This is a genomic window from Vogesella perlucida (assembly GCF_979366545.1).
This window is the reverse complement of record NZ_CEETRO010000013.1, coordinates 1-14,828: the sequence shown is the minus strand read 5'-3', so window position 1 is coordinate 14,828 and position 14,828 is coordinate 1. Positions and strand designations below refer to the sequence as shown.

Below are 14,828 nucleotides of genomic sequence, written 5' to 3'. Positions count from 1 at the left end.
ATCAGAGCTTGGCAGCAGCAGCAACCTCTGCAGCGTAGTCAACCACTTTCTTCTCGATGCCTTCGCCAACGACAAACATGGCAAATGCTTTTACGGAAGCGCCTTTTTCGGCCAGCAGTTTTTCTACGGTGATGTCAGGATTCTTGACGAACTGCTGACCCAGCAGGGTCACTTCAGCCAGGAACTTGTTCACGCGGCCTTCAACCATTTTAGCAACGATGTCGGCCGGCTTGCCGGATTCGGCAGCCTGTGCGGTGTAGATCTTGCGCTCTTGTTCCAGGGTGTCGGCAGACACTTCGGCTTTGGATACGCAGATAGGCTTGGATGCAGCAACGTGCATGGCTACATCTTTACCGATTTGCTCGTCGCCTTTGAAGTCAACGATCACGCCGATTTTCGCGCCGTGCAGGTAAGTAGCGATGGCACCGTCGGTTTCGTAACGTACGAAACGGCGGATGGTCATGTTCTCGCCCAGCTTGGCAATGGCAGCCTTGCGGATGTCTTCTACGGACTGACCGTCGATCACAACAGCAGACAGTGCTTCAACATCGGCAGGGTTGGCTTCTACAACAGCTTGCGCTGCTGCGGTAGCCAGGGCGATGAAGGTAGGGTCTTTGGCAACGAAGTCGGTTTCGCAGTTCACTTCAACCAGGGCACCAACGCCACCAGCCACGAAAGAACCGATGATACCTTCAGCGGCTACACGGCCAGCCATTTTGGAGGCTTTGGCACCGGACTTGATACGCAGGATTTCTTCTGCTTTTGCCAGGTCGCCTTCAGCTTCTACCAGTGCCTTTTTGCACTCCATCATGCCCAGACCGGTCGCATTGCGCAGGTCGGATACCATCTTTGCGGTGATTTCCGCCATGGTGAACTCCTTGAATATATTCGGATACGTTGAAACTGAGGTCTAAAAAAAGGGGCTTTCGCCCCTTTTCTGCTTACTCGGCAGCAGCCGGTTCAGCAGCGATGATTTCCTGGATTGCCTGAGCGCGGCCTTCCAGAACAGCATCGGCGATACCGCGAGCGTACAGGCGGATAGCGCGGCTGGAGTCATCGTTACCCGGGATAACGTAGTCGATGCCTTCCGGCGAGTTGTTGGTATCAACAACACCAATTACCGGGATACCCAGTTTTTTGGCTTCAACAACAGCACCTTTCTGGTAGCCGGTATCGATTACGAAGATCGCGTCCGGCAGACCTTTCATATCCTTGATACCGCCCAGCGAACGCTCCAGTTTTTCAACGTCGCGTTGCAGGTCCAGCAGTTCTTTCTTGTTGAAACCGGACTGATCGCCAGCTTCGAGCTGAGCACGCTTGTCTTCAAGACGCTTGATGGACTGCTTCACGGTCTTGTAGTTGGTCAGCATGCCGCCCAGCCAGCGGTGATCCACGAACGGCGCACCTGCACGGGTGGCTTCTTCGCGGACGATCTCACGCGCCTGACGCTTGGTACCCACGAACAGAACGTTACCCTTGTTGGCAGTCAGACGACGCACATATTCCTGAGCCTGCACGAACAGCGGCAGGGTTTTTTCCAGGTTGATGATGTGAATCTTGTTGCGGCTGCCAAAGATGTACTGAGCCATCTTCGGGTTCCAGAAGCGGGTTTGGTGGCCGAAGTGTACGCCGGCCTCAAGCATTTGACGCATGGTCACATTGGTGGACATTCTGAATCTCCAAAAGGGTTATGCCTCCATCCGTACAGACAACCCGCTAGCGGGCACCCTTTGGTACGGATGTGCGTGATATCCCCCAAAAATTGAGGGAACTCGCAATTCTAGCACTATCGAACAGCCGCCTTCAAGCCGTTCAGATATCCCCGTCCGGGTTCTGCTTGCGCAGATGGCGGCGGCGCACTATCCACAAAATGAGCCAGGTGGGCAAAACCCCCAGAAAAAACACGATGATGCCGCTGCGGATTGCGCTCTCTTGTGCTACGGCCAACATCAGCACCACATACAGCCAACCTATCAGAACGAGGTACATGTCAAACGTCCGTTTGAAAAATTATCGGAATTCTGACAAGAATACCGCACCGCACAGACAGAGTGACACATCATGCAAACCCGCCTCACCGACACCTTCGGCATTTCCCTCCCCCTGGTTTGCCCCGGCATGAGCTACATTGCCGTGCCCGAGCTGGTGGCAGCCACCAGCAATGCAGGCGGCCTGGGCATCCTGGCTACCGGCCCGCTCAGCGCAGAACAAACCCGCGCCGCCATCCGCCACATTCGCGAGCTGACTGACAAGCCATTCGGCATCGGCTGTACGCTGATGATGCCAGGTGCACGGGAAAACGCCGAAGTCGCACTGCAAGAAAAAGTGCCGGTGATCAACTTCTCGCTGGGCAAGGGCGACTGGATCGTCAAGCGCGCGCGCGAATACGGCGGCAAGGTCATCGCCACGGTAGTCACCGAAAAACACGCCATCTCGGCAGAAAAAGCCGGCGTAGACGCCCTGCTGGTGACCGGCCACGAAGCAGCCGCGCACGGCGGCGAAGTCACCTCGCTGGTGCTGATCCCCGCCATCCGCAAGGTATCCAGCCTGCCTATTATCGCTGCCGGCGGTTTTGGCACCGGTAGCGGGCTGGTCGCCGCACTAGCACTGGGCGCAGACGGCATTGCCATGGGCAGCCGCCTGGCCATGACCCGCGAAAGCCCGGTACACCAACGCACTAAAGAGATGATTCGCGAGCGCAGCGTGGCCGATACTATTTATTCCAAGAATTTTGACGGCCTGTGGTGCCGGGTCATGGATTCCGCTACCGCCCGCAAAGCCACCCGCAAGCCGCTGGGCCTGCTTACCGCGGCCTGGCGCGCCATGCGTATCAGCCGCAAAATGCATATGCCGGTGGCCAAGGTCGTCGTTGGCGGCCTGCTCACCCAGCCACAGTCGCTACGCCAGCTGGCGCAGTTTGGCGCTGCTACCGAATCCATCCGCCTGTCCATCGAGGAGGGCAACCACGAGCAAGGTGTGCAGTTGATTGGCCAGGTGCAAGGCTTGATTGACGACGTCCCCACCGTGGCCGAGCTATTCATCCGCCTGCAAGACGAGGCACGCCGCTGCCAGCAAAACCTGCCCCGTTTCTGATTGCCTGCCGGCAGCGCATTGCTTATTTTGCAAATGATATTTATTATCAAATAGCAATGCGCCTGCCACCGCCCGGCAAGCGCCCGTGCACCCCTTGCACAGGAAAACGCCATGTTCGAGCTTGCCTACGACATTCAACACATTCACACCTGCACGCCCTCACCAGGCTGCCAGCAGCCATGCCATGGCTTGCGCATACCCGCCAACCGGCTCACCCTCATCAGCAGCCCGAACAGCCAGCACAGCACCGCGCTGCTGGATACGCTAGCCGGGTGCCAAGGGCAGCTATGCGGCCAACTCTTCGGCCAGCCGCTTTCGCACGGCCGCGTGGACATCGCCCGCCTGAGCACACAGACCACCACCCACAGCCGGCTGCGGCTGGGCGATTTTGTGATGCAAGCTCGCCGCCGCCCGCACTGGCTGGCCAGACCGCAAGCCATCGACCACGAAGCCGTCAGCCAGGCACTGCACACCCTGGGCATCAGCGAGCTGGCGCAGCACAAGTTGCACACCCTGAACCCGACACAACGCCAGCTGGCCTGCCTGGCGCAAGCGCTGGCCGGCTACGCTCCCGTGCTGCTACTGGACGAGCCCGCCAGCCTGCTGACACCCGCCAGCCGCGACATACTGCTACGCAGCCTGGCCGCACTGGCACTACGTGGCCGTACCATTATCTGCGCCCTGCAAGACAGCCAGGCCCACCAGACACACGCCCACTGGCTGATACAACTCAATGCAGATGGCCACGCACGACAAGGCGCCCCCGCGCAGCCGCACACACCGGCACTGGCAGCCTGAGATGCGCCAGCAAGTGGGCATGCGCTGCTGCGCAGCGTAGAATGGCCAGCCCAGCCCCCAAGCCTGCCGCTATCCATGAGCCTGCACCTGCCCACCCAGCCCGACCCGCACCTACCCACCCGCTGGTGCCTGTTCGACGGCAACAGCCTGTACCTGCAAGACAGCCAGCTGCCGGCCACGCCACCCGGCCCGCACAGCCCGGCCTGCTATATCGGCCATAACGATACGGCCAACCTGTACAGCGCCGAGCTGATTGGCCCCGCCCCGGCAGGCTGGCAGAAAGTCACCCTGCGCCAGGCGCTCTACACCCTGCCTGCCGACACCAGTGCCTTGTTGGCGCGTGCTGCCCAGCTGCGGCGCTTTCACCAGACCCACCGCTACTGCGGCGCCTGTGCCGGCCCGCTGCAAGCACACCTGCACGACCAAGGCCGCCACTGCCCAGCCTGCGGCGAGGTGTATTACCCACGCCTGTCGCCCGCCATGATGGTGCTGATTACCCGTGGCCGCGAGGTGCTACTGGCGCGCAGCCCGCACTTTGCCCCCGGCATGTACAGCGCGCTGGCCGGCTTTGTCGAGCCTGGCGAAACCCTGGAAGCCTGCGTGCACCGCGAGGCCTTCGAAGAGGTAGGTGTACGCCTGCACAAGCCGCGCTACGCCATGTCGCAATCGTGGCCCTTCCCGCACTCGCTGATGCTGGCCTTTGTGGCGGAATACCACAGTGGCGATATCACACCGCAACCCGGAGAGATCGAACATGCCGCCTGGTTCGATATCGATGCGCTGCCCGTCATCCCGCCGGAACGCTCCATCGCTTACTTTTTGATTACAGAACACATTCAGCAGTTACGCAGCCAGCCGGCAGCGTAACGCACCCGCGCCCCACCCCTGCAAGCCATGTCCAGCACATGGCTTTTTCTATTTGAAAATGCCATCAGCACCGCGCTATTTTCTATTCAGTCCTTTAAAAACCGCCCTGTCCGTTTTAATATCAAAACACATAAAAAACAGGCGGCCCAACGATAGCCGCCGTCACCCAATCAAAGCACATCTGCAAGGATAAAAATCATGGGGAAATTGACGCTGGCACAGCGCCTGGGCTTAGGCTTTGGTGCTGTCATTCTGCTATTGGTCTTGGGCTCTGCCTTCACGCTCTTCCGGCTCACCGTGATTCAGACACGGGTTTCCGAGCTGGTAGAACACCGCATTCCGGTGATCCAGTACTCGCGTACGCTCAGCGGCTCGCTGCTGGCCTCTACCAACGCGGCGCGCACCATCCTGCTGGAAAGTGACGACAAGCTGGTAGAAGAAAAAATGGCGATCCTGAAAAAATCCGTGATCACCGCCAACCAGCAGTTCAAGCTCATGCAGGAAATCTCGTCCGACCCGGAAGAGCTGGTACTGGTAGAGAAGATCGGCAAATCGCTAGCCGAATTCAACCGGCTTACCGATAAGCTTATCCCCATGATTACCAAGCAAAAATGGGATGCCTCCATTATTGTCAGCGAAAAAATGGAGCCACAAGAAGGCCTGCTCGGCATGCAGCTGGACAAGCTGATTGCGCACCATACCAAAGTGATGGAAGAGCAAAAATCGTCCACCACCAGTACCCTGCGCGACACCATGGTGGCAGCCATCATTGCCATCATCGCTAGCGTCGGTGCCAGCGTGGTCGTGGCCCTGCTGATTGCCCGCACCCTTACCCGCCAGATCGGCGGCGAGCCGGACTACGCCGCCACCGTGATGAAAGAAATCGCCCATGGCAACCTGGGCGTGGAAGTCAGCCTGAGCAAGGGCGACAACAGCTCCCTGCTGTACAACCTGTCGCGCATGACGCGCGAGCTGAACGACGCCCTGCGCACCGTAGAGCGCAGCGTGCAGGAAAGCGGCAATGCCTCGCAAGAACTGCGTGACACCATGCAGCGCCTGATGAACCGCAGCGAAGAACAGAACCGCGCCGCTGACGAAATGGCAACAGTTATCCAGCAAATGGCCGTCGGCGTGCGCGAGCTGCACCAAAGTGCAGGTAGCGCCGAAATGGCCGCCCGCAACGCCAGCGGCGATGCCCGCAACGGCGTAGAAGTCATCAAGGGTGCCGTAAAAGAAATGGACGCCATCAGCACCCTGATCCAGAGCACCGCCGGCAGCATCCACGAGCTGGGCCGCCAGTCGCAAACCATCGACAACATTGTGTCGGTAATTCGTGACGTAGCCGACCAGACCAACCTGCTGGCCCTGAACGCCGCCATCGAAGCCGCCCGCGCCGGCGAGCAAGGCCGCGGCTTTGCCGTGGTGGCAGACGAAGTACGCAAACTGGCCGAGCGCACCACCAAGGCCACCGGCGAAATTGCCCAGATGATCGGCGCCATCCGCGTGAGCTCGCAGCAAGCTGTAGAGGCCATGAACCAGTCGGTAGAGCGCGCCCATAGCAGCGCCACCCAGGGCCAGCGCGCGGGCGAATCCATCGTGGCTATCCAGGACGGTACCGAAAACGTGGGCCAGAGCGTGCTGTCGATAGCCAGTGCCCTGTCTGAGCAGGCCCGCTCCGGCGAGCAGGTATCGCGCGAGGTGGAGCGCATTACCAGCATTGCCCACCGTAACCGCGAAGCCGCCGACGAAGCCGCCCGCGCCGCCGCCCGCATGAGCGAGCTGACCGAAGAGATTCGCCAGAGCTTTAGCCGCTTCCGCACCAACTAAGGTTGGCCGCAAGGCCGCCAATACACAGCCACCCCACGGGGTGGCTTTTTCACGCCTGCGGCCAACCTGCGCCCGCCAAAAACAACACCCCCTTGCCACGACAGCAAGGGGGTGTTGCTCGAGGCTACCGCCAGGCTACGCTCAGGCTTTGGCCGGTACCGCCGCCAGCACCGCTTTCAGCAGCTGCCAGGCGTGACCAACCGAGGCCACCTCCACGCGCTCGCCAGGGGCATGCGCGCCACGGATATTCGGGCCAAACGACACCATATCCATGTGCGGGTACTTGGCGCCGATAATGCCGCACTCCAGGCCAGCGTGAATCACCTGCACGCCCGATTCAGCGTCGAACTGCTCGCGGTATACGCGCTGGAACAGGGCCAACAGCGGCGATGACGGATTCGGCGCCCAGCCGGGGTAGCCGCCTTCGGTTTCGGTGGCAAAACCGGCCAGCTTGAACAGCGCCACGATCTCGGCCGCCAGGTTGCGGAAGCCACTATCCAGCAGCGAGCGCACCATCAGGTTGGCAAACACCTTGCCCTCGTCGATGGCAATCACGCCCAGGTTGTTGGAGGTTTCCACTACGCCGGCCACACGCTGGCTCATGCGTTTCACGCCATGCGGTGCCGCGTGCAGCGCGGCCAGAATGGCGTCCTGATCGGCTTGCGCCATCATGCTGCTGGCGGCGGCGGGGTTGGCCGCAATGGCCACGCCTTCGTCCACGCCGGCCAGCTCAAAGCGCATCAGCGCCTGGTAGGCGTCGATCACAGCGGCCACTTGCTCGGCCTGCGCTGCCGGGTAGGCCACCACGGCAAAAGCTTCGCGCGCCAGCGCATTGCGGGCGGTGCCGCCATTGAACGACACCAGGCGCAGCGGCAGCGTTGCAGCCAGCTCGACCAGCAGGCGAATCAGCACCTTGTTGGCGTTACCGCGTCCCAGGTGGATGTCGGCACCGGAGTGCCCGCCCACCAGGCCGGATACCACCAGCTGCTGCGCGGTGTAGCCAGCCGGCAGCGGCTCTTGTGCGTAAGTGCGGCGTACGTTCACATCGATGCCACCAGCGCAGCCCATGTAGAACTCGCCCCACTCCTCGGTATCGATGTTGATCATCATCTGGCCCTGCAGCAGCGTGGGCGACAGGCCCAGCGCGCCGCCCATGCCAGCTTCTTCGTCCAGCGTCATCAGCACTTCTACCGGGCCGTGGGCGATGTCGTCGGCCGACAGTACGGCCAGGCCCAGCGCCACGCCGATGCCGTTATCGGCGCCCAGCGTGGTGTTTTCGGCGATCAGCCAGCCGTCTTTCAGCACAGGGCGGATCGGGTCATTGAAGAAGTCGTGCACTGTGCCGGTATTGGCCTGGCACACCATGTCCAGGTGGCCTTGCAGCACCACGCCGATACGGTCTTCCATGCCGGGCGTGGCGGGTTTGCGTACCACCAGGTTGCCCACCTCGTCCACGGCGGTGTCCAGGCCACGCAGCTCGGCCCAGCCTTTCAGGTAGTCGCGCAGCGCTTGCTCGTGCTTGGACGGGCGCGGGATGTCACACAGGGTCTGGAAGTGTTCCCAGACGGCACGGGGTTCGAATTCGGCAATGTTTACCACGACAACAAGCTCCTTTGCGGTATTCAGGGGACAGTTCACAGCCTTGTGCGCCATGAACAAGGGGCGGCCGCGGTGCCGCCCCACAATCTGCTTGCCTGTACTGTAACACGCGGCCCCCTGAGCGTCATTTGCACTAATCGGCCAGTATTTGCCCGCCCACAGCAACAAAGCAGCGGTGGCATTTATCAATAGCGCAGCGTACTGCCTTTGGCTCACAGGCTAGTCAGCGGGCACTTGGCGTGGCTTTTGATTTTGTACATAATCAAGAAAAGGAGATCGCCATGCCAGCCTGCTACCTGCCCCACCCCGCCGCTACCGCCTGCCCCCTGCCGCTATACGGCAGCCGGGTCGCGGCCGGCTTCCCCTCGCCTGCTGACGACTATCTGGAAGGCCAGCTGGACCTGAACCGCTACCTGATAGACGACAGCGCCGCCTGTTTCATGGTGCGGGTCAGCGGCGACAGCATGCAGGGTGCGGGCATACTCGACGGCGACTTGCTGGTGATCAACCGCAGCCTGGCGGCCCGCCACGGCCACATCGTGCTGGCGGTGGTAGAAGGCGACTTTACCGTGAAGCGCCTGCACCAGCAGGCCGGCCGCACCGCGCTGCTACCGGACAACCCCGCCTACCCGCCCATCGACATCGGCCCCGGCCAGGAGCTGCACATCTGGGGCGTGGTCAGCGCCTGCGTACGGCGCCTGCTGCCATGAGCAGCCTTGCCCTGGTAGACGGCAACAGCTTCTATACCAGCTGCGAGCGCGTGTTCCGCCCCGACCTCGCCGGCAAGCCCATCATCGTGCTGAGCAATAACGACGGCTGCGTGGTGGCGCGTAGCGCCGAAGCCAAAGCACTGGGCATCCCCGGCTTTGCGCCTTACCACCAGGTGGAAGCACTGTGCCGCCACCATGGCGTAGCAGTATTCAGCTCCAACTACGCCCTGTACGGCGATATGAGCCGGCGCATGATGCAGGTGATTGCACGCTGGGGCGTCAGCCAGGAGGTGTACAGCATCGATGAATGCTTTATTGGCCTGGACGGCATCCCCGATCAACGCCAGCATGCGGCCAAGCTGCGCGCCGACGTCCTGCAGCGCGTCGGCATCCCCTGCTGCGTGGGCATAGGCAGCAGCAAAACGCTGGCCAAGCTGGCCAACCACGTGGCCAAGACACGGCCGCAATGCCAAGGGGTATTCGGCTGGGACTGGCTGACACCGCACTACCAGGACCTGCTGCTGAGCCGGCTAGCCGTGGACGAGGTATGGGGCATAGGCCGGCAGCTGGCCAGCCGCCTGGCCGCCTGCGGCGTACACAGTGCACTGGCACTCAAACACGCCGATGCGGCCAGCATCCAGCGCCAGTTCAATGTGGTAGTGGCCCGCACCGTGGCCGAGCTCAACGGCGAAGCCTGCATCGGCCCCGACGACATTCAGACCGACAAACAGCAGCTCATCTCCAGCCGCAGCTTTGCCCGGCAGGTAAGCGAATTCGACACCCTGGCCAGCGCCATCAGCCACCACGCCGCGCGCTGCGCCGAAAAGCTGCGCCGCCAGCACGGCCTGGCCAACCTGATAGGCGTCAGCATCCGCACCAACCGCTTTCGCGAGCAAGATCGCCAATACCGTGGCTGGATTGTGGTCGCCCTGCCTGGCCCCAGCAGCGACAGCGCCGACCTCACGCGCGCGGCGCTGGCCGGCCTGCGCCAGATTTATCGTGAAGACTGCAGCTACAAAAAAGCCGGTGTGGTACTGATGGGGCTGGACAGCACCACACATGGCCAGCAAAGCCTGCTGGGCAGCGCGGCCAACCCGCGCCGCCAGCAGCTCATGCACACACTGGACCGCATCAACCGTCAGTTTGGCCATGGCACGCTCAGGTTGGCCGCAGAAAACCTGCACGACGGCTGGGCCATGCGCCAGGAGCTGCGCTCGCCACGCTGGACCACGCAATGGGACGAGCTGCCACGGGTACGCTAGGGCGCAGCGCATCAGTTGAGAAAAAGTAAAAGTTTACATAAGAAAGTGATGATTTAACTCACACATCATCCTGTCGCAAGCTAGGGCCTGTTAACGCTGCACAGCGCACCACCGCCACAGGAACCACCATGAACGCACGCCACCAGCCCGCCAGCCAGCCACGCAGCCCCTCCTACTACAGCGCTACCATCACACAAGAAAGCGATTACCCCACGCTGCAAGGCACCGTAGACGCCGACGTCGCCATTATCGGCGGCGGTTTTACCGGCGTGGCCACCGCCGTAGAGCTGGCCGAGCGTGGCCTGCGCGTGGTGCTGCTGGAGCAAAACAAGATAGGCTGGGGTGCCAGCGGCCGAAACGGCGGCCAGGTAACCGGCAGCCTGTCCGGCGACGGCGCCATGCGCCAGCAGATGCGGCCAACCCTGGGCCAGGACGTAGACGATTTTATCTGGCAGCTACGCTGGCGCGGCCACGACATCATCCAGCAGCGTGTGGCACGCTACGGCATCGCCTGCGACCTCAAGCACGGCCACCTGCACGCTGCCATGAAACCAGCCCACATGGCCGAGCTGCAAGACAGCTACCACGAGGCGCAACGCCGCGGCATGGGCGACGACGTGACCCTGCTGGACGCCGCCGGCGTGCGCGAACACCTGGCCACCGACCTGTACTGCGGCGCCCTGAAAAACCGCCGCAACCTGCACCTGCACCCACTCAACCTGTGCCTGGGCGAAGCCCGCGCCGCTGCCAGCCTGGGCGTGCAGCTTTATGAACACACCGAAGTACTGGATATCGTGCACGGCAGCCGCCCCGCCATCGTCACCGCGCAAGGCCGCGTCAACGCCAGCCACATCCTGCTGGCCGGTGACGTGTACCACAAGCTGGCGCAGGACAAACTGGGCGGCAAGATCTTCCCTGCCATGGGTGGCATCGTCACCACCCGCCCGCTGGGCGAACTTGCCAAAACCCTGAACCCCCACGACCTGGCGGTATACGACTGCCGCTTTGTGCTGGACTACTACCGCATGACCGCCGATGGCCGCCTGCTATTTGGCGGCGGCGCCAACTACAGCGGCCGCGACTCGCGCGACATCGCCGCCGAGCTGCGCCCCTGCATCGAGCGCACCTTCCCGCAGCTCAAAGGGGTGGAAATCGACTACCAGTGGAGCTGCGCCATGGGGATTGTGGTGAACCGCATCCCGCAGCTGGGCAAGCTGTCGGACAACGTATGGTACTGCCAGGGCTACTCCGGCCACGGCGTGGCCACCAGCCACATCATGGGCGAAATCATGGCCGAAGCCATCACCGGCACCCTGAGTCAGTTCGACACCTTTGCCGCCTGCAAACACATCCGCGTACCGCTAGGCAGCAAGCTGGGCAACCCGCTACTGGCCGCCGGCATGTGGTACTACCAGATGCTGGAAAAGCTGCGCTAAGACAAGCGTCAAGCCTGCCCTTCCGCGCAAACACGGCACGGCGGCCAACGTTGGCCACAAGCTTGTTGCTACGGCAATAAGGGAGCGTGGGGAATGAAGCGATGGGTGTTTGCCCGCCGGAGATGCGGGCTGAGCGGGCACTACCGGCGTTGGCGTTTTCTTGGTCGTGACACGGCTGGCGTTAGCGAAGATTGCCGATAGAAATGATGCCACTAATACTGAATAGCCAGCGGGCCTGCACACCAGAGAGGGTTGTGTTGCGCCCGCCGTTCAGCGGTGAGGGTTTACCCGGTGGTGATATGGGTTTCGGTGTAGCTGTCGGTGTCGCTGTTTTCTTTGCCGCTGGCGCGGTTGGCGTTGGCGAATACGCTGATACCCGCTTTGCCGCTGCCTACCCCGACGCTGACACCGACGTCACCGCCGCTACTGCTATTGCTGCCGGTGGTGTCGCTGCGGTTTTGCGCAGACTGCAGGGTGATGTCGCGGGCGGCGTCCAGCGTGACGTTCTGCGCCTTGATGCTGCTGCCGATCACCGCCAGGTCACCGCTTTGGGCGACGCCGTCGGTGCCTTTGCTGCCGTCGCCGGTGGCGGTGATGTGCACATTGCGACTAGCGTTGAGCTCGCTGCTGCTGGCGTTGCTGCTGCTGGTCTGGCTCTGGCTCTGGCTGCACTGGCTGCCCAGCGAGACCGACACGCCGACAAAGGACGGGTCGGCCACCTCGCCGCTACCGCCGCCCTGCTGCGCGGTTTGTACTGCCTGGTAGCCCGCCAGCCCGGCTTTGACGCTTTGCAGTGCGGCCAACCTGCTGTTGTTGCTGTTACCTGCGGCCTGGGCGGCGCTGACGGCGGTTTGTGCGGCGTCTACCACGCCACCGCTGAGCACAACAGCCCTGCTTGAATATGATCAACCCACAAGACGCTCAGTACCTATGCAAGCACTTGCATGACTTTTTCAAATAACCCATCCACATCAGTAACTGCTGCAGATGCTTCATAAATAGACTCCATTGAAGAAGTAACAATTTCATCACCTGCTGCGAATGATATAGCCGAAACGGCTCGCGCTTGCATAAATAAAATAAGTGCCTTTTCGCGAACATTATCATCAAAACTTTCCTGAAGCTCAAAATATTGATCATCCAAAGACAACACAATTTCATTCAATTTATCAATCACATCCGCAGGCAAGGAACCATCGCGCTTCAGCTGGTCAAATGCATTAATCACATAGACATTCGAAATTAATACCTCATCCAAAGCTAGCTGACAAGCAACAATGCTAGCAATTCGTATTTTGTCCAAGCTAGAACTATTTAGTTTCACCGTTATATCTTTAGCAACCAATTCTAAACGCATCATTATTTCACCTCATTCGACGATGGCTTCAACGGAGTTACAATACCAGCCCCCGTTGGAGTAATAATATCTTGACATGAATTGCAAACTGGCCTGGTAGCACCAATACTAACAACCTTAAGGCCATTTGCATTTGCATATGAAACAATATCAGCCTCCGCATGGCCAGTTCCTGCAACAACTTTCTCACCAGACTGCAGTGTTACACCTGGACGTAAATACCCACGTGGCTCACTGGTACTAATTACCACAGATCGAAAACCATTTTTGTCTTCTACAACAGCAACTCCCATAGTAATTCGCCCTTGAGAATTAGCCGGTATCTGCGATAGCAAAGTATCTACTCTTGACTGAACTAAAGCAGACGGATTTTCATAAACACCACTGCTTCGCGCAATACCTGCGCCAGAATTAGGAACTTCTCCAGCAACAGCATCAACCCTACCCCCAGCCGGTACCGGCTTCTGCCCTACTGCCGCTGGCGCGCTCTCTGCGCCCACCGTCTGCTGCCCCGCCGCCGGCTTCACCGCCAGCGCGGGCCGGCCGTTACCACCAACCGACAACGCCAGATCTGGCAGAATCTGCGCCGTTTGCGTCATGAATACGTCAATGACGCTCGCCGAGGCGCCCAGTTTCTCAAACTGCGCCGTGGCTGTGTTGATGTCGCGTACTTGCTCGTTGTAAGTGACCAGCAGCAGCGCCCGCTCCTGCGGGGTCTTGGCCATGCCCAGTGCGCTGGAGATGAAGGACAGGCTTTCCTGCAAGCCATTCAGGGTGCTGGCACACACGGCAAGGCTGGCACCGCCGCCGCCACAACGCTCGGCCACGACCTTATCCCAGTATTGTTCTTGCTGCTGTATCTCCCGACTGAGCTGCGCCACATCACAACGGCCCGCGCAGGCGCGCAGTGTTTGCATCAGGGTGGCGGCAGCACGGGTGTTGAGCGAGTTATTCTCCACCTCATTCTTCGCCCCCTGCCCACCCGCTAGCGCCGAGGCGGCGTTGCCGCCGGCCAAGCCACCCGCCAGGCTACCGGCCAGTGTGGTGAGCGCGGCCACGGTGTCTTTCTGGCTTTCGCTCAGGTTGGCCGCGTCGCTGCCGTACAGGTTTTGTGCCAAGGTGGCGGCGATGAGCGGGGCGCTGCCCGCGCCGGCCGCACCGGCCACGGCGTTGTCGCCTTTGGCGGCGGCCAGGGTGGCGCCCAGCAGGGCGTGCGCCATGGCGTTGGCGGCGGTGTTGACCTGGCCGGTGGCGGGTTCGGTGGTGAGCTGCTTGATCTGGCTGGCCAGGTAGGGTGCGGCAGCCCCAGCGATGGCAGCGCTGGCGTCCCCCCCGGCCAGGCCTTGCAGCGCGGCGGTGACGGCGGTGATGGCTTGCTGCACGCTGCCGCCTTTGCCCCAGGTGGCTTGCAGCTGCTGGTAGTCGGCGCTGTTGGCGTAGGCGGGGTCGGCTTTGGCGCGCTCGGTAGCGGCGTTCAGCTCGGCGCGTTTGTGGCTGTTGGCGATCTGCAGGGTTTGCTGGCCGATGTCGCCGATGAGCTGGATGGCTTGCAGGCGATCGAGCTCGGCTTGTTTGTTGAAGATGGGGCTGAGGCCGTTGGCGGTGCCGCTGGCGTCGCGGCGCAGGGTGGCGGTGTCTTGCTGCTGCGCGGCGCTGTCGCGCACGGCAAGGCTGCCGGCACTGATGGCGGCCAGGGTGGTGCTGCTGGCGCTGCCCTGGGTGTGGCCGCCGCCCAGAATGGTGCCGGCGTTACCCAGCGCGTTGGCGGCGAGGTTGCCGCTGGCACTGGCGCTGCTGCTGGCGCCAATGCTCTGGCTTTCCACGCGGTATTCGGCGCGGTTTTGCAGGTCTTGCCAGCCGAGGGTGGCGGTGCTGAGCT

At 61.5% G+C, this 14,828-nt stretch carries 14 protein-coding genes; 7 read left to right on the top strand and 7 right to left on the bottom strand.

Annotated features, from left to right (window positions below):
• Position 1 precedes the first annotated feature (1 nt).
• From tsf to ACZ9XP_RS16210, 3 genes are all read right to left on the bottom strand, one after another.
• The gene (gene tsf, locus ACZ9XP_RS16220; protein ID WP_147683613.1) at positions 2–868 is read right to left on the bottom strand and encodes a translation elongation factor Ts; all 867 of its coding nucleotides are present in this window, start codon (positions 866–868) and stop codon (positions 2–4) included.
• Positions 869–941: 73 nt separating this feature from the next.
• Positions 942–1,670 carry a 30S ribosomal protein S2 gene (gene rpsB, locus ACZ9XP_RS16215; RefSeq protein ID WP_017509526.1) on the bottom strand — a complete coding sequence of 243 codons (729 nt, stop codon included), beginning with the start codon at positions 1,668–1,670 and terminating at the stop codon, positions 942–944.
• A gap of 142 nt (positions 1,671–1,812) precedes the next feature.
• On the bottom strand, positions 1,813–1,989 hold the full coding sequence (locus ACZ9XP_RS16210) for a hypothetical protein (RefSeq protein WP_170253049.1): 177 nt from the start codon (positions 1,987–1,989) through the stop codon (positions 1,813–1,815).
• A gap of 72 nt (positions 1,990–2,061) precedes the next feature.
• Between ACZ9XP_RS16210 and ACZ9XP_RS16205 the strand changes: the two genes are divergently transcribed.
• From ACZ9XP_RS16205 to ACZ9XP_RS16190, 4 genes are all read left to right on the top strand, one after another.
• A complete protein-coding gene (locus ACZ9XP_RS16205; protein ID WP_465188783.1) occupies positions 2,062–3,093 on the top strand; it encodes an NAD(P)H-dependent flavin oxidoreductase in 1,032 nt (343 codons plus the stop codon).
• A gap of 111 nt (positions 3,094–3,204) precedes the next feature.
• Complete coding sequence (locus ACZ9XP_RS16200; protein ID WP_465188782.1) at positions 3,205–3,891, top strand: ATP-binding cassette domain-containing protein; 687 nt, start codon at positions 3,205–3,207, stop codon at positions 3,889–3,891.
• A gap of 75 nt (positions 3,892–3,966) precedes the next feature.
• Positions 3,967–4,758, top strand: coding sequence for an NAD(+) diphosphatase (gene nudC, locus ACZ9XP_RS16195; RefSeq protein WP_465188781.1), 792 nt, complete (start codon positions 3,967–3,969; stop codon positions 4,756–4,758).
• 198 nt (positions 4,759–4,956) lie between these two features.
• Entirely contained in the window at positions 4,957–6,585 is a 1,629-nt protein-coding gene (locus ACZ9XP_RS16190) for a methyl-accepting chemotaxis protein (RefSeq protein ID WP_465188780.1), read from the top strand.
• 141 nt (positions 6,586–6,726) lie between these two features.
• Here the strand turns inward: ACZ9XP_RS16190 and ACZ9XP_RS16185 are convergent, their stop codons facing one another.
• The gene (locus ACZ9XP_RS16185) at positions 6,727–8,184 is read right to left on the bottom strand and encodes an aminoacyl-histidine dipeptidase (protein ID WP_147683623.1); all 1,458 of its coding nucleotides are present in this window, start codon (positions 8,182–8,184) and stop codon (positions 6,727–6,729) included.
• Positions 8,185–8,465: 281 nt separating this feature from the next.
• Between ACZ9XP_RS16185 and ACZ9XP_RS16180 the strand changes: the two genes are divergently transcribed.
• The 3 genes from ACZ9XP_RS16180 to ACZ9XP_RS16170 all read left to right on the top strand — a co-directional run bounded on the left by ACZ9XP_RS16180 (position 8,466) and on the right by ACZ9XP_RS16170 (position 11,592).
• Positions 8,466–8,894: a LexA family protein gene (locus ACZ9XP_RS16180; protein ID WP_465188779.1), complete on the top strand. Its 429-nt coding sequence runs from the start codon at positions 8,466–8,468 to the stop codon at positions 8,892–8,894.
• Entirely contained in the window at positions 8,891–10,156 is a 1,266-nt protein-coding gene (locus tag ACZ9XP_RS16175) for a Y-family DNA polymerase (protein ID WP_465188778.1), read from the top strand. The genes ACZ9XP_RS16180 and ACZ9XP_RS16175 overlap by 4 nt, the downstream gene beginning before the upstream one ends.
• 128 nt (positions 10,157–10,284) lie before the next feature.
• On the top strand, positions 10,285–11,592 hold the full coding sequence (locus ACZ9XP_RS16170; RefSeq protein WP_465188777.1) for an NAD(P)/FAD-dependent oxidoreductase: 1,308 nt from the start codon (positions 10,285–10,287) through the stop codon (positions 11,590–11,592).
• A gap of 284 nt (positions 11,593–11,876) precedes the next feature.
• On the opposite strand, the gene ACZ9XP_RS16165 is transcribed toward ACZ9XP_RS16170, so the two are convergent.
• The 3 genes from ACZ9XP_RS16165 to ACZ9XP_RS16155 form a co-directional block, all read right to left on the bottom strand.
• Positions 11,877–12,476, bottom strand: a complete 600-nt coding sequence (locus ACZ9XP_RS16165; RefSeq protein ID WP_147683631.1) for a hemagglutinin repeat-containing protein — start codon at positions 12,474–12,476, stop codon at positions 11,877–11,879.
• A 44-nt stretch (positions 12,477–12,520) separates the two neighbouring features.
• A complete protein-coding gene (locus ACZ9XP_RS16160) occupies positions 12,521–12,952 on the bottom strand; it encodes a hypothetical protein (RefSeq protein ID WP_147683633.1) in 432 nt (143 codons plus the stop codon).
• Positions 12,952–14,828, bottom strand: a 1,877-nt coding sequence (locus ACZ9XP_RS16155) for a VENN motif pre-toxin domain-containing protein (RefSeq protein WP_465188776.1), incomplete at its 5' end; no start/stop codon positions are given. The genes ACZ9XP_RS16160 and ACZ9XP_RS16155, both read right to left, overlap by 1 nt.

What these genes read in the sequence shown, in the direction of transcription:
- ACZ9XP_RS16175 (WP_465188778.1), top strand. Translation starts at nt 8,891, where the DNA reads ATGAGCAGCCTTGCCCTGGTAGACGGCAACAGCTTCTATACCAGCTGC.
- ACZ9XP_RS16160 (WP_147683633.1), bottom strand. Translation starts at nt 12,952, where the DNA reads ATGATGCGTTTAGAATTGGTTGCTAAAGATATAACGGTGAAACTAAAT.
- nudC (WP_465188781.1), top strand. Translation starts at nt 3,967, where the DNA reads ATGAGCCTGCACCTGCCCACCCAGCCCGACCCGCACCTACCCACCCGC.
- ACZ9XP_RS16205 (WP_465188783.1), top strand. Translation starts at nt 2,062, where the DNA reads ATGCAAACCCGCCTCACCGACACCTTCGGCATTTCCCTCCCCCTGGTT.
- ACZ9XP_RS16180 (WP_465188779.1), top strand. Translation starts at nt 8,466, where the DNA reads ATGCCAGCCTGCTACCTGCCCCACCCCGCCGCTACCGCCTGCCCCCTG.
- ACZ9XP_RS16210 (WP_170253049.1), bottom strand. Translation starts at nt 1,989, where the DNA reads ATGTACCTCGTTCTGATAGGTTGGCTGTATGTGGTGCTGATGTTGGCC.
- ACZ9XP_RS16170 (WP_465188777.1), top strand. Translation starts at nt 10,285, where the DNA reads ATGAACGCACGCCACCAGCCCGCCAGCCAGCCACGCAGCCCCTCCTAC.
- rpsB (WP_017509526.1), bottom strand. Translation starts at nt 1,670, where the DNA reads ATGTCCACCAATGTGACCATGCGTCAAATGCTTGAGGCCGGCGTACAC.
- ACZ9XP_RS16200 (WP_465188782.1), top strand. Translation starts at nt 3,205, where the DNA reads ATGTTCGAGCTTGCCTACGACATTCAACACATTCACACCTGCACGCCC.
- tsf (WP_147683613.1), bottom strand. Translation starts at nt 868, where the DNA reads ATGGCGGAAATCACCGCAAAGATGGTATCCGACCTGCGCAATGCGACC.
- ACZ9XP_RS16190 (WP_465188780.1), top strand. Translation starts at nt 4,957, where the DNA reads ATGGGGAAATTGACGCTGGCACAGCGCCTGGGCTTAGGCTTTGGTGCT.